This window comes from Corynebacterium sp. 122RC1 (assembly GCF_024580955.1).
In the GTDB taxonomy this organism is placed as follows: Bacteria; Actinomycetota; Actinomycetes; order Mycobacteriales; family Mycobacteriaceae; genus Corynebacterium; species Corynebacterium kozikiae.
In genome coordinates this window covers 70,082-89,396 of the sequence record NZ_JANIKD010000005.1, presented here as the reverse complement: position 1 = coordinate 89,396, position 19,315 = coordinate 70,082, and the positions used below count along the sequence as shown (strand labels likewise).

At 62.1% G+C, this 19,315-nt stretch carries 14 protein-coding genes; 6 read left to right on the top strand and 8 right to left on the bottom strand.

The features are described from left to right. Window positions 1–41: 41 nt before the first annotated feature. Together NQ050_RS03950 and NQ050_RS03945 are read right to left on the bottom strand one after the other, a co-directional pair. Window positions 42–251 carry a CsbD family protein gene (locus NQ050_RS03950; protein WP_257037986.1) on the bottom strand — a complete coding sequence of 70 codons (210 nt, stop codon included), beginning with the start codon at window positions 249–251 and terminating at the stop codon, window positions 42–44. A 161-nt stretch (window positions 252–412) separates the two neighbouring features. Next, window positions 413–1,765, bottom strand: a complete 1,353-nt coding sequence (locus tag NQ050_RS03945; RefSeq protein WP_257037985.1) for a Na+/H+ antiporter NhaC family protein — start codon at window positions 1,763–1,765, stop codon at window positions 413–415. Window positions 1,766–1,952: 187 nt separating this feature from the next. Between NQ050_RS03945 and NQ050_RS03940 the strand changes: the two genes are divergently transcribed. Next, entirely contained in the window at window positions 1,953–2,375 is a 423-nt protein-coding gene (locus NQ050_RS03940; protein WP_257037984.1) for a VOC family protein, read from the top strand. Between the two features lie 9 nt (window positions 2,376–2,384). Here the strand turns inward: NQ050_RS03940 and NQ050_RS03935 are convergent, their stop codons facing one another. Next, window positions 2,385–2,675: a putative quinol monooxygenase gene (locus NQ050_RS03935; RefSeq protein WP_257037983.1), complete on the bottom strand. Its 291-nt coding sequence runs from the start codon at window positions 2,673–2,675 to the stop codon at window positions 2,385–2,387. Window positions 2,676–2,983: 308 nt separating this feature from the next. Between NQ050_RS03935 and gltB the strand changes: the two genes are divergently transcribed. Further along, complete coding sequence (gene gltB, locus NQ050_RS03930; protein WP_257037982.1) at window positions 2,984–7,567, top strand: glutamate synthase large subunit; 4,584 nt, start codon at window positions 2,984–2,986, stop codon at window positions 7,565–7,567. After that, complete coding sequence (locus tag NQ050_RS03925; RefSeq protein ID WP_257037981.1) at window positions 7,567–9,108, top strand: glutamate synthase subunit beta; 1,542 nt, start codon at window positions 7,567–7,569, stop codon at window positions 9,106–9,108. The genes gltB and NQ050_RS03925 overlap by 1 nt, the downstream gene beginning before the upstream one ends. An 89-nt stretch (window positions 9,109–9,197) precedes the next feature. Here NQ050_RS03925 and NQ050_RS03920 read toward each other — a convergent pair whose 3' ends face one another. Further along, on the bottom strand, window positions 9,198–9,734 hold the full coding sequence (locus tag NQ050_RS03920) for an NUDIX domain-containing protein (RefSeq protein ID WP_257037980.1): 537 nt from the start codon (window positions 9,732–9,734) through the stop codon (window positions 9,198–9,200). A gap of 126 nt (window positions 9,735–9,860) precedes the next feature. Between NQ050_RS03920 and NQ050_RS03915 the strand changes: the two genes are divergently transcribed. After that, window positions 9,861–10,280, top strand: coding sequence for a hypothetical protein (locus NQ050_RS03915; RefSeq protein ID WP_257037979.1), 420 nt, complete (start codon window positions 9,861–9,863; stop codon window positions 10,278–10,280). 374 nt (window positions 10,281–10,654) lie between these two features. On the opposite strand, the gene thrC is transcribed toward NQ050_RS03915, so the two are convergent. Beyond that, window positions 10,655–12,097: a threonine synthase gene (thrC, locus tag NQ050_RS03910; protein ID WP_257037978.1), complete on the bottom strand. Its 1,443-nt coding sequence runs from the start codon at window positions 12,095–12,097 to the stop codon at window positions 10,655–10,657. A gap of 226 nt (window positions 12,098–12,323) precedes the next feature. Here thrC and NQ050_RS03905 point away from each other — a divergent pair, with 226 nt between their 5' ends. Then, window positions 12,324–13,016, top strand: a complete 693-nt coding sequence (locus tag NQ050_RS03905) for a sortase (RefSeq protein ID WP_373456429.1) — start codon at window positions 12,324–12,326, stop codon at window positions 13,014–13,016. Between the two features lie 19 nt (window positions 13,017–13,035). Continuing rightward, window positions 13,036–14,265 (top strand): MFS transporter, encoded by a 1,230-nt coding sequence (locus NQ050_RS03900; protein WP_257037975.1) that lies wholly within the window; start codon window positions 13,036–13,038, stop codon window positions 14,263–14,265. A 4-nt stretch (window positions 14,266–14,269) separates the two neighbouring features. Here NQ050_RS03900 and NQ050_RS03895 read toward each other — a convergent pair whose 3' ends face one another. From NQ050_RS03895 to glnA, 3 genes are all read right to left on the bottom strand, one after another. Next, window positions 14,270–14,569 carry a hypothetical protein gene (locus NQ050_RS03895; protein ID WP_257037974.1) on the bottom strand — a complete coding sequence of 100 codons (300 nt, stop codon included), beginning with the start codon at window positions 14,567–14,569 and terminating at the stop codon, window positions 14,270–14,272. A 101-nt stretch (window positions 14,570–14,670) separates the two neighbouring features. After that, window positions 14,671–17,820, bottom strand: a complete 3,150-nt coding sequence (locus tag NQ050_RS03890; RefSeq protein ID WP_257037973.1) for a bifunctional [glutamine synthetase] adenylyltransferase/[glutamine synthetase]-adenylyl-L-tyrosine phosphorylase — start codon at window positions 17,818–17,820, stop codon at window positions 14,671–14,673. Window positions 17,821–17,872: 52 nt separating this feature from the next. After that, a complete protein-coding gene (gene glnA, locus NQ050_RS03885; RefSeq protein WP_257037971.1) occupies window positions 17,873–19,213 on the bottom strand; it encodes a type I glutamate--ammonia ligase in 1,341 nt (446 codons plus the stop codon). Between the last annotated feature and the right edge of the window lie 102 nt (window positions 19,214–19,315).

Here is a 19,315-nt window from a genome sequence, read left to right as displayed (position 1 = left end):
CGGGAGGTGGGTTTTCAGATTGAGGATCGCTGAATCCTCTCTTACTTCTCTTCGTCCTTCTGGAAGGCGCCGAGGACCTTGTCCTTCGCCTGCTCGAGCTTCTCGCCGGCGTTGGAGACTGCGTCCTTGATGTCCGCCTTGGTCTGGTCGGCGCGGCCTTCGTCGGCAAGCTTTTCGTTGCCGGTTGCCTCGCCGAAAGATTCCTTTGCCTTGCCGCCGAGGTCTTCGAGCTTGTTGTTGAGATCAGACATTTGCTTGCTCCTTCTTCGTTGGCTTCTGCGTTAGACAATTCGTGCGATGCGGTGTGCGCACTTTCGCACTTCCTCGCCCACGGTAGAGGCAAAAGTTCTGCTTGGCACGGAATGCGGCAAAGCGTAACGCAATTGTGACCTGAGCAATGAACGCGACTGCGCTAGAGGACCATCGCTGCGACCCAGCCGAACACCAGCAACGGGATGTTGAAGTGGAGGAAGGTAGGGATGACGGAGTCACGGATGTGGTCGTGTTGGCCGTCTGCGTTGAGGCCGGCAGTGGGGCCGAGGGTGGAATCGGAGGCTGGAGAGCCGGCGTCGCCGAGGGCGCCTGCGGCACCGATGATTGCCACAGTTGCGGCCGGGCTAAAACCGAGAGCCATACACAGCGGGACGTAAATGGTGGTGATGATCGGCAGCGTGGAGAAGGAGGAGCCGATGCCCATGGTGACGATCAAACCCACAAGCAGCATCACGAACGCGCCCAAGGCCTGGTTTTGGCCAATCAGGTCAGCGGAGGCATTCACGAGCGACTCCACCTCGCCGGTCTCACGCATCACCGAGGCGAAGCCCTGGGCGGTGATCATGATGAAGCCGATCAGGGCCATCATCTTCATGCCTTGACTGAACACGTCATCGGCCTCCCGCCAGCTCACGGCACCTGTGCCCAGCATGATGGCAAGGCCAATCAGGGAGCCGATGAGCAGACCATCGGCTTCAGAGTCCTGCGCCTGCAGCACCATCTGGACCACGAACACCGCCACGATCGCCACGAGCGAGATGATGAGCTTGTAGCGCGAAACCGGCTCATCCTCACCGGACTGCACGCCCACCGCACGGTCCTCATAGGTGCGCGGCTTGCGGTAGGAGATGAACACGGCGATGAGAAGACCGAGGAACATACCCAGCGCGGGGATCGCCATAACCTGCAAGATGTTGAGGCCAGCGGTGCTCAGACCAGCGGCCTCGATGTTGGCCAGGAGGATGTCATTGAGGAAGATTGAACCGAAGCCAAGCGGGATCCACATGTAAGTGGTCACCAGGCCAAAGGCCAGCACGCAGGCGATCATTCGGCGGTCCAGGTGCAGACGGTTCATCACGCCCAGCAGCGGCGGGATCAGCAGCGGGATGAAGGCGATGTGCACCGGGATGAGGTTCTGGCTCATGATGGACATAGCCAGCACACCGAGCACGAGCAGCCACTTGGTGGCGGCAACGGTGCGACGCTGGGTGGTGGGGTCGTCCACGCCGATGCGGTTCATGATGGCCTCGGCGAGCAACTTGGGCAGGCCGGCGCTGGCTACAGCCATTGCGAAGGCGCCGAGCAGGGCGTAGGAGAGGGCAATCTTGGCACCGCCGGAAAGGCCGTCTTGGAAGGCCACCATGGTGGACTCCAAACCGATTCCACTGGCAAGGCCACCAACGAGGGCACCGATGAATAGGGCAAGGACTACGTGGACTCGTGCGAGGGCCAGGATGAGCATGACCAGCACGGCAAGAAGGACAGCATTCACCCAAGATAAGTTACGCACCTGACCGCATGCCCGCGAAACTCACCTGGGGAACGAGCGGCGCTTGGCGGCGTCGAAACTTGCCCTAAACTGCATGTTCCCGCATTTTGACGTGGTGAATCTCACGCCACGGACGCTCTTTTGATTCCCAAAATATTCAGCGCACACTCTTTGACCCAAGCTCATGCGCATGACTGTAAATCTGACCCCATACCGCAACTTCACCGGCGCTGCACGCGAGGCCATGGAGGCCTACCAGCGGATTCTCGGCGGCGAAGTGCAGTTCATGACCTTCGGCGACATGCCGGGCAATGACGCCAGCATCGCGGAACTGATCATGCACTCCGAGCTGCGTATCGACGGCAAGCCTGTGCTGTTTGCCTCAGATGTTCCTGAGGAGATGGACGTCACCCCAGGTGACGATACGCCGCTGTCCCTCACTGGTTCCGCAGCCGAAGATGGCGAGACCCTCACCGCTCACTGGAACAGCCTGAAGGAAATCGCTGAGACCGTGCAGGTGGAGCTCGCGCAGGCACCCTGGGGCGATTCTTTTGGCATGCTCACCGACAAGTTCGGCACCCGCTGGATGATCAACATCATCGCTGCGCGCTAACCGCGCGTTTTACGCTTCGGTGACCTCATAGGAGCGGTGGATATTCTGGGTTGCCTCCCACCATGTGGTGCCGCGCAGGCGTGCCTGGTGGGCGTCAAAGGCCTCTTGATCGAGAAACCGCTCCTCTACTTCAAAGACCAGCGGATCTGCGCTTTGGGTCACCACAAACTTGAGGCAGCCCGGTTCAGCTCGGGTAAGCCGCGTGTGCTCGGGGAGGTTGAAAAGCACCGCCGCAGCCTCTTGTTCGTTTGCGCAGACAAGCTGGCCTCGGACGGCAATGTTCGTGCTGCTTTCTTGCATTTTGGGGGCCTTTCCTCATTCCGTGTGCCCGTGAATAAAATTCCCGTGCCCGTTTGGGTGGCAATCGTAGCCCGGGAGGACGGCTGGAGATTTATTCACTAAAACTGTTCTCCAAAAGGTATTATCTTGTGAAATAGATCACGGTAACTTTCTATTGGCCAGCAGTTTTAGGGTTACCTCACTTTACCGCAGTATTGGAAACCTGTTGAGTTATAGATTGACGCAGAGTAGCCAAGAGTGGCCCAGAGAGTGGCCCAGTGTAACTCGATGATCTGCATGTACTGACCAACAGAATCCAAGAGGTGATCATGAACAAACAGGGCTTGTACAACCCTTCGTTTGAGAAGGACGCGTGTGGCGTTGCGTTCGTTGCAGACATGTATGGACGCGCAACGCGCAGCCTCGTGGACAAGGCCATCCAGGCACTCGTGAACCTTGACCACCGTGGTGCCGCCGGCGCAGAGAAGAACACCGGCGACGGCGCAGGAATCCTCCTGCAAATCCCCGACCGCCTCTACCGTTCCGTCGTGGACTTCAAGCTGCCCGCCCAGGGTTCCTACGCCACCGGCATCGCCTTCCTACCAAAGGCCCGCATGGCCATGCTGGACGCCAAGCGCGAGATCGAAGCCATCGCCCGCGAGGAGGGCGCCGAAGTTCTCGGCTGGCGCGAGGTCCCCATTGACCCGTCTGACCTCGGCGAAATGGCACTCGACGCCATGCCGCACTTCGAACAGGTCTTCATCACGGCCACCGACACCGAAGGCAACCAGCTCTCCGGCATCGACCTAGACCGCGTGATGTTCTTCGTGCGCAAGCGCTGCGAGCGCGAGCTGGGCACCAAAAACGGCGAAGACACTGTGTACTTCCCCTCCCTTTCCGCGCGCACCATCGTGTACAAGGGCATGCTCACCACCCCTCAGTTGGCGGCGTTCTACCCTGACCTGCGCGATCAACGCATGGAAACCGCAATCGCGCTGGTGCACTCCCGCTTCTCCACCAACACCTTCCCCGCCTGGCCGCTTGCGCACCCCTACCGCCTGGTGGCGCACAACGGTGAGATCAACACCGTGCGCGGCAACGAAAACTGGATGCGCGCACGCGAATCGCTCATTCAGTCCGAAAAGCTAGGGCCCCTGGATCGCGTACTGCCCATCTGCACCCCAACTGGCTCGGATACCGCGCGTTTGGATGAGGCCCTCGAACTGCTCCACCTTGGCGGCCGCGACCTCCCGCACGCAGTCATGATGATGATCCCGCAGGCCTGGGAGCACGCGGACAACATCGACCCGAAGCTCCGCGACTTCTACGAGTACCACTCCTGCCTCATGGAACCCTGGGATGGCCCCGCAGCCGTGGCATTTACCGACGGCACCCTGGTTGGCGCCACCCTGGACCGCAACGGCCTGCGCCCCGGACGCATCTGGATCACCGATGATGGCCTTGTTGTGATGGCATCCGAAGCGGGTGTGCTGGATATTGACCCGAAGCACGTCGTCAAGCGCACCCGCGTGCAGCCTGGCCGCATGTTCTTAGTGGACACCGCCGCGGGCCGCATCATCGAGGATGAAGAAATCAAGCGTGAACTGGCCACCGCCGCACCATACGGTGAGTGGATCCGCGAGAACTTTGTGCACCTCGAACACCTCCCGCAGACCCGCTACGACTACATGCCGCACAACCGCGCCGTCCTGCGCCAGCGCGTCTTTGGCATCACGGAAGAAGACGTGGACCTCATCGTGCGCCCCATGGCGCTGGACGCCGCCGAGGCAATCGGCTCCATGGGCTCCGACACCCCGATCGCTGCCCTGTCCGCGCGCCCGCGCATGCTCTACGACTTCTTCGCGCAGCGCTTTGCCCAGGTGACCAACCCCCCGCTGGACTCCATCCGCGAAAAGCCCGTGACCTCCATGTTCACGCTGCTGGGCGCGCAGTCCGACGTGCTGCACCCAGACGCTGAGGCAGCCCGACGTATCCACCTGGATCGTCCCGTGATTGACAACCACGAGCTGGCAACACTGATCCACGCCAATGACGACGACCAGTGGCCAGCATTCGGCGCAGCGGTAATCTCCGGCCTTTACCCCGTGGCACACCACGGCGCCGGCATGCGCGAGGCCATCGCCCGCGTGCGCCGTGAAGTATCCAAGGCGATTGCCGAGGGCAAGACCATCATCGTGATCTCGGACCGCGAATCCGACGAACGCTACGCACCGATCCCATCTCTGCTGCTCACTTCCGCGGTGCACCAACACCTGGTGGCCGAGCGCACCCGCACCCACGCCTCCCTGGTGATCGAGTCCGGCGACGCCCGCGAAGTTCACCACCTGGCCATGCTCATCAGCTTCGGCGCAGACGTAATCAACCCCTACATGGCCTTTGAAACCATCGACGAGCTGCGCATGGCCGGCCAACTCGGCGAGCTCACCCTGGACCAGGCCTGCACCAACTACATCACCGCCGCCACCTCCGGCGTGCTCAAGGTGATGTCCAAGATGGGTATCGCCACCGTCGCTTCCTACCGCGGCGCGCAGCTTGCCGACGTCACCGGCCTCCACCAGGACCTCCTGGATGAATACTTCGGTGGCATCCCCTCCCCAATCTCCGGTATCGACTTGGAAGATGTTGCCGCAGACGTGGAGGCCCGCCATCGCAGCGCCTTCCTGCCGCGCCCCGAAGAGCACGCGCACCGCGCACTGGACTTGGGTGGTGAATACAAGTGGCGCCGCGAGGGTGAATACCACCTTTTCAATCCAGAGACCATCTTCAAGCTGCAGCACGCCACCAAGACTGGCCAGTACGCCATCTTCAAGGAGTACACCCAGAAGGTGGATGACCAGTCCAAGCGCCTGGCCACTATCCGCGGCCTCTTTGAGTTCGCCCCCGACCGCGAGCCAATTTCCGTGGACGAGGTGGAGCCAGTGGCGGACATCGTCAAGCGCTTCTCCACCGGCGCCATGAGTTACGGCTCTATCTCCGCCGAGGCCCACGAGGTGCTGGCAATCGCCATGAACCGCCTCGGTGCTATGTCCAACTCCGGCGAGGGCGGCGAGGATGCAAAGCGCTTTGCCGTGGAGCCAAACGGTGACTGGAAGCGCTCCGCCATCAAGCAGGTGGCCTCCGGCCGCTTTGGTGTGACCAGCCACTACCTCTCCAACTGCACGGACATTCAGATCAAGATGGCCCAGGGCGCAAAGCCAGGCGAGGGTGGCCAGTTGCCACCGAACAAGGTCTACCCTTGGGTCGCCGAGGTGCGCATCACCACCCCAGGCGTGGGACTGATCTCCCCGCCGCCACACCACGACATCTACTCCATTGAGGACCTGGCCCAGCTCATCCACGACCTCAAGAACGCTAACCCCGACGCCCGCATCCACGTGAAGCTCGTTGCGGAGCAGGGCATCGGCGCCGTGGCTGCGGGTGTTTCCAAGGCACACGCTGACGTGGTTCTTGTGTCTGGGCATGACGGCGGCACCGGCGCTTCCCCGCTGACCTCCTTGAAGCACGCTGGTGGCCCTTGGGAGCTTGGCCTTGCGGAAACCCAGCAGACCCTGCTGCTCAACGGCCTGCGTGACCGAATCCGCGTGCAGTGCGACGGCCAGTTGAAGACCGGCCGCGACGTGGTGATTGCAGCCCTCCTCGGCGCAGAAGAGTTCGGCTTTGCCACCGCTCCGCTGGTGGTTGAGGGCTGCATCATGATGCGCGTATGCCACCTGGACACCTGCCCCGTGGGTATTGCCACCCAGAACCCTGAGCTGCGGAAGAAGTTCACGGGCCGGGCGGAGCATGTGGTGAACTTCTTTACCTTCATCGCCGAGGAAGTGCGTGAATACCTGGCTGAACTGGGCTTCCGCTCCATCGACGAAGCCGTGGGCCAGGCCCAGGTGCTCAAGATGGCTGAGGAAACCGCAACCGCACGCGCGGGCAAGCTGGACCTCAGCCCGATCTTCCACCGTGTGGAGTCCCCGCACTTCCGCAACCAAAACCTGCGCTGCACCAGGACGCAGGAACATGGCCTGGAAAAGGCCCTGGATCACCAGATCATCGCGGACACCCAGCTCACCATCGACGCCGCCGCGGCCAAGAACTCCGCGAATGCGCCGCAGTGGATGGCTGCGGGTGAAAACCCCACCATTTCCCTGCACTACCCCATCACCAATGTGAACCGCTCCGTGGGTACTATGACCGGCTCGAGGGTGACCCGCGCCGCGGGCGCCCAGGGCCTGCCGGAGGACACTCTGCACCTTTCCTTCACCGGTTCCGCAGGCAACTCCTTTGGTGCTTTCATCCCTCGCGGCATGACGCTGGACCTGGAAGGCGACGCCAACGACTTCGTGGGCAAGGGTCTCTCCGGCGGACGCATCGTGGTGCGCCCAAGCGCGGACGCGCCAAAGCAGCTCAAGCACAACCCGGACATCATCGCGGGCAACGTGGTGGGCTATGGCGCAACCAGTGGCGAGCTGTTCATCCGCGGTGCCGTCGGCGAGCGTTTCTGCGTGCGCAACTCCGGCGCAACGGCGGTAGTTGAAGGTATTGGCAACCACGGCTGCGAGTACATGACCGGCGGCAAGGTTGTGGTGATCGGTGAGGTCGGTGAGAACTTCGGTGCCGGCATGTCCGGTGGCGTGGCCTACCTGCTAGACACCGGAAAGGTGACAGAACGCCTGAACAAGGACGTGGCCAACGGCGTGGAAGAACTCACGGACACTGACATCGAGTTCCTGGAGCACATCCTGGCCGAGCACGCTCGCCGCACCGGGGCAACCACCACGGTGCAGCCGCAACAATTCATCAAGATCCTGCCAGCGCCGTACCGAAAGGTGCTGGATGTCATCGACGTGGCAACCCGCGAGGGCCGCGACGTCAACGAAGCAATCATGGAGGCAGTGAACTAATGGCTGATCCACACGGTTTTCAAAAGTTTGACCGCGCCGAGCCGGCACACCGCCCTGTGCCTCTGCGCTTGATGGACTGGCGCGAAGTGTACGAGCAGGCCCCAAGCGGCCAAATCGAGCAGCAGGCAACCCGCTGCATGGACTGCGGCGTGCCCTTCTGCCACGAAGGCTGCCCGCTGGGCAACATCATCCCCGAGTGGAATGACCTCGTGCGCCAAGACCGCTGGCAGGAAGCATTCGACCGCCTCCACGCCACCAACAACTTCCCCGAATTTACCGGCCGCCTGTGCCCCGCCCCCTGCGAAGGCGCCTGCGTGCTCGGCATTTCCGACGACGCCGTCACTATCAAGAACGTTGAGCTGGCCATCGCCGAGCGCGGGTTCGAGGAAGGCTGGGTGACCCCGATCAAGCCATCCCTCGACACAGGCATGAAGGTGGCAGTGGTGGGCTCCGGGCCCGCTGGCCTCGCCGCGGCGCAGCAACTGACCCGCGCTGGACACAAGGTGACAGTATTTGAGCGCGACGATCGCATCGGCGGGCTCATGCGCTACGGTGTGCCCGAGTACAAGATGGAAAACAAGTGGATTGACCGCCGCCTTGAGCAGATGCAGGCGGAAGGCACCGAGTTCCGCACCGGCGTCTCCCCCACCGCGGCGGACCTTGCCGGATACAACGCCGTAGTGCTGGCAACCGGCACCCCCGTGGCCCGCGACCTGCCTGTTGAAGGCCGCGAGCTTGAGGGAATCTACCCCGCGATGGAATACCTCACCCTCCAAAACCGCGTGTGCGAAGGCGATGAAGACGTGCCAGTGATCGACGCCAAGGGCAAGAAGGTGGTCATCATCGGCGGCGGCGACACCGGCACCGACTGCTTTGGCACCGCGCTGCGCCAAGGCGCAGCGAGCGTGACCCAGTTCGACATCCGCCCTCGCGCACCGAAGCACCGCGCCGCCTCCACCCCATGGCCGATGTACCCACTGCTCTACCGCACCGCCACCGCCCACGAAGAGGGCGAGTACGTGATCACCGGTGACGAATCCGCAGCAGAGATCGAAGCCCTGGGCCTGGCCAAGCGCGCACCCGGCGACGCCCTGGGCGAGCGCATCTACAACGTGAACACCGTCTCCTTCCACGGCGAAAACGGCCGCGTGACCTCCCTGCGCGGCAACGAGGTCAAGGTGGTAGATGGCAAGCGCGTGCCCATGGAGGACACCGACTTCGAGATCGACGCCGACCTGGTGCTCATCGCCCTGGGCTTCAGCGGTGCCGAGCGCTCCGGTGTAATCCACGAACTCGGCGTTGCCTTCGATGAACGCGGCCGCATGGTCCGCGATTCCGAATACCGCGCCCAGGTCAAGCCCCTGTTCCCAGGGTTCAAGCCAAAAGTGTACGTAGCCGGCGACAACGGCCGCGGCCAATCACTGATCGTGTGGGCCATCGCCGAAGGCCGCGCTGCGGCAGCAGCCGTGGACGCCGACCTCATGGGTGAAACAGCACTCCCCGTCGCCGTCACTCCGCACACCCAACCGCTGAGCATTTAGCTCACTGGCGTTGGGGCTAGCCTCGCCGCGCTTGGGCCTCGCCGCGCCTGGGGCCTTGGGAAACCTTAGGCCTTGAGCGCGTCGGCAATTCAGCGCAAGCGATCGCGCTTCTGGAAACCGAGGCGCGGGGCGAAGCCTGCGGGGCGGCGGAGGTTTGCGACGGCGTCGCCGATGACGAGGCGGAAGCGGGGCTTCATCGGTGGCATCTGCATCACGGAGAACCAACCGACATCAGTGGATTCATCATCACCGACGCGGGCGGTGGGGTCCCCGATGACGCTGCAGCGCACGGCGGTGTCCATGTAGAAGGTGACGTCGCCGTTCGGGTACTCCACTGGGCCCACCGCCCCCACCCCGAGCAGCGCCTCCACCTGCACGTTTACCCCGGTTTCCTCCAGGACCTCGCGCACTGCGGCGGCGTGCGGCTCCTCACCGGGGTCAACGATTCCCGTCACCGGGGTCCACTCGCCGTTGTCTGCGCGCTTCACCAACAGCACCTTGGGCACCTCAGAAATCGGCGCACCTGGAGGCACGTCTTGGAGCACCACCGCCGTCACCCCTGGCAACAACAGCGGGTCATTGCCCACCTTCTCACGCAGCTTCAGCACAAAATCGGGGGTGGGCATAGGGCGATCCTTCGTTTCTCTTTGGGGTTTTGACCGAATCCATCCTAACGCCTGATGCGCACCTGCCGTGTTGAGCTTCACACGCGCAGCGCTTGGGGCGGCGAGGGGAGCCGGTATTCTAAACCCATGGTCCCAACAGACATTCAAATCCCTGGGTTCTCCCTAGATCACCAGCACGAAGTTGATCATTACTACATCTTTATTGGCAACCCCATCGACGCCAATGTCTGGTGGATTACCGTGCTCTCCGTTTTTGGCATCCTTTGTGGCGCCGTGGGCTTCCTCGCTGCACTCGCCACTGCATTTGGTGTACACGCGACGCGCCCCATCGCCGGCCTCCTCGGCTGGCTCGGGCTGCTGAGCACCGGCTTCATCACCTTGTTCATCCCCACCTACATCAACCAACAATTTCCCGACGCCAACGTATGGTGGTACTCCCTCAAGGGCTACTGGATCTTCCACTCCCCCGCGACCTGGCTCGTCACAGGCGGCTTTGTGGCCTCCGTGCTCGCGCTTCTCATCTGGGGCACGAAGAGGAAGCAGTAGGTCAGCGCTTGGTCAGCGGTTGGTCAAGGGGCTGGGTGGCGCGACGGTTTTGTGCGAGCGACGGAAACCAGGACACCTTTTTCTCTTCCGGGCACTGCCGAGTGCAAAGGTGTCCTGAAAACCTACCCTGGGGCATGCACGCCAACTTCCGCCAACTACCAACGACAGAAACTAGGACACCTTTTTCTCTTCCGCGCACTGCCGAGTGCAAAGGTGTCCTGAAAACCTACCCTGGGGTATGCACGCCAACCTCCGCCACCTACCAGCGACGGAAACCAGGACACCTTTTTCTATCCCACGCACTGCCGGGTCCGAAGGTGTCCTGAAAACCTACCCGCGTCAAAACCGCGGTCTACGCACAAACCAAGCGCGAACTAGCCGGAAATGGATTCCTCGATGTAGCGCTTGACGGCCTCGGCGTCGTTGGGCATGTCCTTGACGATGCGGGGGCCGTCGAGGATGTCCTTGAAACGCTCGGGTACCTCGGGGAATGAACCGATGGCTTCTTGGATGGTGTCGGCGAACTTAACTGGCAGGGCAGTTTCCAGGCAGACGATTGGGGTGTCCACCTCGTCGAGCCAGCTTTGGGCAACTTTGATGCCGTCGGCGGTGTGAGGGTCCACCAAGACGCCGAACTCGTCCTTGATTGCCTTGATGGTGGCAAGCCGGTCGGCGTGGGTGGATGAACCGGAGAGGAAGCCGTATTGCTGTGCGGCGGCGGGGAAGGCGGTGTCGTCGGAAAGCGAGAAGCCACCCTGCTTGACCTGGGTGCCGAAGAGATCGGCGGTGCGGGAGGCGTCGCGGCCGAGGAGGTCGAAGATGAAGCGTTCGAAGTTGGAGGCCCTGGAGATGTCCATTGAGGGGCTGGAGGTTTCGAAGGTTTGGGCGGAGGTGCGCACGCGATAGTGGCCGGTGCGGAAGAATTCGTCCAGCACGTCGTTTTCGTTGGTGGCCACGATGAGGCGGTCGATCGGCAGGCCCATTTGCTTGGCAATGTGACCTGCACAAATGTCGCCGAAGTTGCCAGTTGGGACGCTGAAGCTCACCTTCTGCTCATTGGAGTCCGTCACCTTCAGCCAGCAGTTGATGTAGTACACCACCTGCGCCATGAGGCGCGCCCAGTTGATGGAGTTCACCGCGCCGATGCTGTTGCGTGCCTTGAACTCTGCGTCCGCGGAGACGGCCTTTACTACGTCCTGGCAGTCGTCGAACACGCCGTCCAGGGCGATGTTGAAGATGTTCGGGTCATCCAGGCCAAACATTTGCGCCTGCTGGAAGGGAGTCATGCGATCCTTTGGGGTGAGCATGAACACCTTGATGCCCTCGCGCCCGCGCATGGCGTATTCCGCGGAGGAGCCGGTGTCGCCGCTGGTAGCGCCCAGGATATTCAGCGTGGCACCGCGGCGGGCAAGCTCGTATTCGAACAGCTCGCCCAGGAGCTGCATGGCCATGTCTTTGAAGGCAGCGGTTGGGCCTTCGGAGAGGTGGCCGATGTAAAGTTGGTCGTTGAGCCTGGTCACCGGCACAATTTCAGCGCTCGAGAACTTCTCCGTGGTGTACGCGCGCGCAGCAATCGCCTCAAGATCTGCCTCCGGGATGTCCGTGACAAACAGCTTGAGCACCTCCGCGGCGAGCTTGGCATAACCTGAGCTGCCACTACTCGCGAGCAATTCGCGCCAACGATTCAGCGTGGCGTCATCCAACTGCGGGTATTCCTCCGGCAGGTACAGGCCGCCGTCGGGTGCCAGGCCACCGAGCAAAATGTCTGTAAAATTCGCAGGAGTTGCTTGGGAATCGCGAGTAGAAATGTATTTCACCCGATCCACCTTAATAGATGCACGCCAGCGCAGCACACCCCAAGCAGGCAGGGGTGTTGCGGAGGCGAAGCGCTTATACTCTTAGTTTTGAACCAACTTCTCTTGTCCTTAATGTTCTCCACTTCTCCACCGAAAAGAGTTCACCGTGCACCTGCCCCGCCTCCGTAGTGAGCAACTCACCTCCGCAGAGCAGCCCAAGAAGGTGTGGGCCAAGGGTGCGGCAGGTGTGGCGGTGTGCGTTGTGGGCTGTGCTGGCCTCGTCGGATGCTCTTTCGCGGAGGAAGCTCCGGCGCCTGCAACGAGTACCGCGCCGACCAGCACAACCTCTCTGGCACCTACCACCTCTGCCGCGCCGCATGTGAACGAGGGGCAGGCGCCGGTGGGCGTGGGGACATTCCGAATGGACGGCCCTGCGGCAATCACCAACGCAACCTATGACTCCATGCCCTATGTGCTCCCGCTGAACCCGGCAGGGCCGCAGGACACGATGGTGCGCTGGGTGGAAGGCTGGGGACAATCGCCCACCACCGCCGAGGCCGGCACCACCTATGTGCTGGGGCACGCCTGGGGGCAGGCACCGCTGGTATTCAACCCGATTTCGGAGCTGGCCACGGCGAACGTGAACTTCAACGCCCCGGAAGTGATTAGTGGCGTGGGCGGTGTACAGGTGTCGCGCTACCCTACCGCGGTGCTCAACGGCTCGCGGATCACCATGGCGGATGCCAGCGGCAATGCGCGCGAGTGGATCGTGGACGGCACGTACCTGATTGACAAGTACGAGGCCATCGACGACGCCTGGCTGGTAGACGAGCACATCCCCGGGCGCATCGTGCTCATCGCCTGCTCTACCGACGGCTCCGCCGACCTTGGCTTCAACGTGATCGTCCACGGCCACCTCGCTGATGAGCGCAACGCCTGATCGCCTGAGTAGGAAGGCGGTGACCATTTGGTTCGCCGCCACCTGCGTCTACATCCTGGCAATCACGGGCCGCACCAGCTTCGGCGTAGCCGGGGTGGCAGCAATGGACCGCTTCCAGGTGGATGCCAACGCGCTGGCGGTGTTCACCACCTTGCAAATCGGCGTGTACGCGGCTTCCCAAATCCCGATGGGCCTTGCCATCGACCGCTTCGGCCCCAAAAAGATGCTACTCATTGGCGCACTCATCATGGGCCTCGGCCAAATTCTCCTCGGCTTCGCGCCGAGCTACGGATGGGCGCTCGCCGCCCGCGTGCCCATCGGCATGGGTGACGCCACCGCGTTCCTCTCCGTCCTGCGCATCATCCCCGAATGGATCCCCGCCAAACGAGCACCCGTATTCCTGCAGTTCACCACCGCATTGGGGCAGTTCGGGCAGGTGCTTTCTGCGATACCCTTCTTCTTGGTTCTGCAGGCGCCGTGGGGCGGGTGGCCACAGGCGTTCGTGGGGCTCGGCGCGGTGGGCATCATTAACGCTTTCGCGGCGGGGTTGCTCATCACAACCTCGCACACGCCTTCAGCCAGCGGGCAGCGGATGCTCGCTCACTTGAAGGCGAACCTGCGGCAGGTGGTGCGGTCCCGGGTAGTGTGGCAGGCCTTCTTCGTCCACTGGGTGGGTGTTGCGCCGAGCGCCATCTTCCTGCTGCTGTGGGGTGCGCCGTTGATGAAACTCGGCATGGGGTTGGCACCTGCCGACGTCGCCTTCGCTTTCAGCGTCCAGACGTTCGCTGGCGCGCTCGCCGCCCCAGTGCATGGCTGGATTTCCTCCCGCGCGGGGGTTCGTCGCGGCGACGTTGCAGTGCTCGCCGCTGGCGCCAGCTTGGTGTTGTTGCTGTGGTTTTTCGCCACCGACAGCCCACGCGGCGTGGCGGCGGTGACCTTCATGCTGATCGTGCTCGCGATGTTGGTGCCGGCTTCCAGTTTTGGCTTTGACACCGTCCGCGAACGCATGCCCCTCCCCGTGCTGGCCACCGCCACCGGGTTGGCGAACATGGGTGGGTTCACTGCCACCGTGATCGGCTCACAGGCGCTCGGGTGGCTGCTGGTGCAGCACAACCCCGCAGGCACCTACTCCTGGCCGGACTTCCGATTCGCCTGGCTCGCTGTGGGCGCCGTGATTGTGGCTGGCATGGCCGGGTATGTGGTGGCCAGAGCCGGAGAAACCGGAAGGCGCGGCTCTTGGGCTAAATGAGTGGCTAGTGAGGAGGGTTGTTCACTGAGTTTCGCACCTCTAGCACGCGGTCGAGCAGCCACTGCAGGGATTGTCCATCAGGTTGGAAACCACGGTCTGAGCTGGGTTTGCGAGCGCTGTGCGCGGTGTTCGTAGAATGTGCTGTTTTATCGGGATTCGTTGGGTTTGCTGCGATGCGCAGGGTTGCACCTTCGAGGTGGAGTTCGGTGCTCCCCGGTGTGCCGGTGGCCTCCACCGCCTGGATGAAGGTTTGCAGGTCAGCAAGGGTTGCCTGGGAGAGATCCAATGAGAGTTCGATAGCCATTGTGCTTCCTTCGTGGTGGGCGGGCTGCGTACCCTTTCCAAGGCTAGGCGCGGTGCTGCCTGCCGTCACTGGGGGATCTCCCCCATTTCACCCTGGTATTTCTAGTATTCGTGGGGCGATACCTCTTCTCCCCAGAACACCTGGTCCACCACTTTACGGGCGCGGCGGGTGACCTTGAGGTAGTGGTCCAGGAATTCTTGGGACTGGTTTGGGTCCCAACCGGCAGCGCCAGCTACCGCGGCCAATTGGGGGCCTGGCTGTGGGAGTTGATCCACGCGCTTTCCGCGCACCAACACAATGGAGTTGCGGGCCTCGGTGGCGGTGAGCCAGGCCTCGGTAAGGATGTCCACTTGGGTGGCAGGCAGGATTCCGGCCTCACCGATTGCCTCCAGGACCTCCAAAGTTGAAGTGTTCTGCAGTTGGGGGTACTCGTGGGCGTGTTCCAGGGTGAGCAGTTGCACCGTCCATTCAATGTCTGTGAGTGCTCCCCTGCCCAGCTTGGTGTGCGTGTTGCGGTCGGCGCCACGGGGAAGGCGCTCGTTGTCCACGCGAGCTTTCATGCGGCGCACCTCTTTGATGGTGGCCGCGCTGGTGCCTTGGGCTGGGTAGCGGAAGGTGTCGATCATCTTGAGGAATCGCACGCCGAGGTCGCGGTCGCCTGCAACGTCAGTGGCGCGAAGCAATGCCTGGATTTCCCAGATTTCGCCCCAGCGTTCGTAGTACTGCTTGTAGGACTCCAGCGTGCGCACCGCCGCACCCGAACGCCCCTCAGGACGCAGGCCCAAGTCCACTTCCAGTGGTGGGTCGCCCGAAGGCGTGGCCAGGCGGGTGCGCAGGCCCTCGCACACACTGATGGCCCACTTCACGGCATCGTTTTCGTCAACACCTTCAGCGGGATCGCACACGAACATCACGTCGGCGTCCGAGCCATAGCCAAGTTCCGCGCCCCCTAGGCGGCCCATGCCAATCACGGCAATACGCGCCAGTGGTTTGTCCACGCCGAGTTCCTTCAGCGAGGCTTTGACCTCCGCCCGGATTGCGGCCTCCAACACCGCGTTCCACACGTTGGACAGGCTTTCGCAGACCTCACGGGTGCCCATCAGGCTCAGCAGGTCAGCCGCGGCCACGCGGGCAAGCTCGTTTCTGCGCAGCGAGCGAGCCACGTTAATCGCCTTCGTGGGGTCGTTTTGCCTACCGGCGGCGGCCACCAGGGATTTGGTGATCGTGTCTGAGGAGCGTTCCAGAAGTTTGGGGCCGGTGGCGCCGTCGCCGAGTAACTTGACCACGTCCGGGGTGGAAATGAACAGGTCAGCAGCGTATGGAGAGTTGCCCAAAATAGTCATGAGGCGTTGGGCCACGATTCCCTCATCACGCAGCATGCGCAGGAACCATGTGCGGTCCTCGGCCGCCTCGGAGAGCTTGCGGTAGTTGAGCAAGCCTGCGTCTGGGTCAGCCGTGTTTGCCAGCCACTCCATGAGGATTGGCAGCAGGAGCGCCTGGATTTTAGCCTTTCGCCCACTGCCTGCCGCAAGAGCCTTGAGGTGCTCAAACGCACGGTCGGGGAAGCGGTAGCGCAGGGCTTTCAGTTGCAGCTTCGCCGCCTCGGGGCTGAGGTTGATGGTGCCGGCATCGAAGTTCACCACCGAGTTGAGCAGTGGGCGATAGAACAGCTTTCGGTGCAGGCTTGAGATTTGCAGGCGGACCTTGCGAAGGGTGTCATCCAAAGCCTGCTCAGAAGACGCCAGTTTGGAACTCTTCATTCCGGAGGCGCGGGCCAACCACCGAAGATTCTTCGCATCGGACTCTTGCGGAAGCGTATGTGTGCGCTTGACCTTTTGGAGTTGGAGACGGTGTTCCAGCAGACGCAGAAATTCATATGCGCGCACCAGTTCAGAGCCGTCTTCGCGGCCGACGTAACCGCCAGCCACCAAAGCCTCAAGTGCATCCACTGTGGCTAGAACCCGCAGGGTTTCGTCGGAACGCCCATGGACGAGCTGCAGGAGTTGCACGGCGAATTCGACGTCGCGCAGGCCGCCCTCGCCCAGTTTCAGCTCCCGTATTTTGAGCTTTTCTGGCACGTTGTCCAGGACGCGGCGGCGCATGGCTTGGACGTCGTCTACGAAGGATTCTCGCTGGCTGGCTTCCCACACCATGGGGCCGATGGCTTGGTGATAGGCCTGGCCCAGGGGCATATACCCGGTCATCGGGCGGGCCTTGAGCAGAGCTTGGAACTCCCAGGTGTCTGCCCAGCGTTTGTAGTAGGTGACGTGGGATTCCAGAGTTCTTGTGAGCGCGCCGTGCTTGCCCTCTGGGCGCAGTGCCGCATCCACTTCAAAGAAGGCGTTGCAGCCGATGCGAATGAACTCACCGGCCAGCCTGGTGCCGCGTGCGGTTACTGGCTCGGCAACGAAGATAACGTCCACGTCCGAGATGTAGTTGAGTTCCCTCGCGCCGCACTTGCCCATGGCGATGACCGCGAGACGAGAGTCGATTGGTGCGTCCCCATAGACGGTGCGCACGGCCACGGCCAAGGCGCTGGTGAGCGCCGCATCGGCGAGGTCCGCGAGGGCGTTGGTGACAACCCGGAAGCCCACGGCGGGCTGGCCTTGGCGGCGGGGATCGTCAAGGTACGTGCCGGCCAAGTCCACTGCGGCGATGCGCAACAGCAGGTTGCGGTAGGTCTTGCGCAGAACCTGCTCGGCCTCAGCGCCGGATCGGGAAGGCCCGGCGCGGTATGTGCCGTGGCTGCGGAGGTCTGCGGATGCTGGATCTGGGTTGGGGTCTGGATCTGGTTCTTGGGCACCTACCCCTTCTCCCTCTGCTTCCCCTTCGGGAACCACTTCCCCCGCGGGCTCCGCCTCGATGGCGCTGAGCAACTCTTTGAACATATCCGCTCGGGTGGGGATGGGTTTGCTGATTTCCCGCCACAGGTGTGGATTGGCCACAAGGTGGTCGCCCAAGGTTGCGGACCCACCGAGGAGGGAAAACAGGCGGACTCGGAAGGTGAGGTCGCTGCGGAGCTGAGCGTCGAGCTCGGCGCGTTCGGCGTCATCCACGGTTTGCATGAGGCGGATGAGGGTGTTGAGGGCGAGGTCTGGGTCACCTACGCCGGTGAGGCCCCAGAGCAAGTCAATGCTTTCTGTGTTCCACCACCCCAGCCACTCCAGGTCCTGGTGTGCGTGCATACCGTTGAGGCCCAACGCGCCAATGGTGGGCAGTGTTGTGCGCGCGCTGTTGCTGTGATTGCTCATTGTGCTGCTCCTGACTGCAAACTCTCTCACCCTCTCCAGGCCTCGACAACCCTTAATAGTCCAAGTTGGTTGCCAATTCCCAAGGGGTGATTTGCTGCTGGTAGTCGTGCCACTCACGCCACTTGTTGCGTAGGAAATACTCAAAGACGTGCTCGCCGAGGACCTCCGCCATGAATTCTGATTGCTCCATCTTGCGCAGCGCCTGGTCCAGGCTGGTGGGCAAGTCTTGATAGCCCAGTGCGCGGCGTTCGCGCACGGAGAGCAGAGCTACGTCTTCTTCGGCGGGCTCTGGAACTTCATAGCCCTCCTTAATGCCCTTCAAACCGGCGCCGAGGAGCACAGCAAAGGCAAGGTAGGGGTTGCAGGCGCTGTCCGGCAAACGCACCTCCACCCGGCGCGACTCCGCCTTGCCAAGGCGATAGGTGGGGATGCGTACCAGCGCGGAGCGATTGGATACACCCCAGGTGGCGGAGGTGGGGGCCTCATTGCCAAAGAGGATGCGTTTGTAGGAGTTGGTCCATTGGTTGGTCACGGCCACGATTTCGGAGGAATGTGCCAAGATACCTGCTACAAACTGCTTTGCGGTGGTGGAGAGGCTGAATTCCTCGTCGGGGTCATGGAAGGAGTTGATGTCTCCTTCAAACAAGGACATGTGGGTGTGCATGGCCGACCCAGCGTATTGCTGGAATGGTTTAGGCATGAAGGTGGCGCTCACCCCGTTGTGCATGGCGATTTGCTTCATCACATAACGGAAGGTCATCACGGAATCCGCCATGGTGAGGACGTCGGCGTAGCGGAGGTCGATCTCCTGCTGGCCGGGGGAGGTTTCGTGGTGGGAGAACTCTACCGGGATGCCCATGGATTCCAGGGCGAGCATGGCTTGCCTGCGGAAGAAGGGTGCTGCGTTCTGGGTTGCCTGGTCAAAATAGCCGCCGTTGTCTGTAGGGATGGGCGGCTGGCCGTCAGTATCCAGGGACTTCACCAGGTAGAACTCGATTTCTGGGGAGACGTGGCACTCAAAGCCTTCGTCTGCCGCCAAGGAGGCTTGGCGGCGCAGCACCTGCCGGGGGTCTGAATAGGAAGGCTGGCCATCGGGCGTGAGGATGTCACAGAACATCCGGGCGGTTTGCAGAGGCGAATCGTCATCATCAAAGGGCAAGATCTGGAATGTGGAGGGATCCGGCATGGCAATCGTGTCTGCCTCAGACACGCGGGAGAAGCCCTCAATCGAGGAACCGTCAAAGCCAATGCCCTCTTCAAAGGCACTTTCCAGTTCAGCCGGGGCTACGGAAACGGACTTCAATCTGCCCAAAATGTCTGTAAACCACAGGCGCACAAACTTGATATCTCGTTCCTCAATGGTGCGCAGCACGTATTCCTGTTGTGAATTCATACCCACAACGATAGGCAACACCTCGGACACGCACCGCAATTTGGGGGCTAGCCTGCGAAAATTACCCTATTCTTGCCCCAGTTTTGTCTCCTTGTTCTCTAG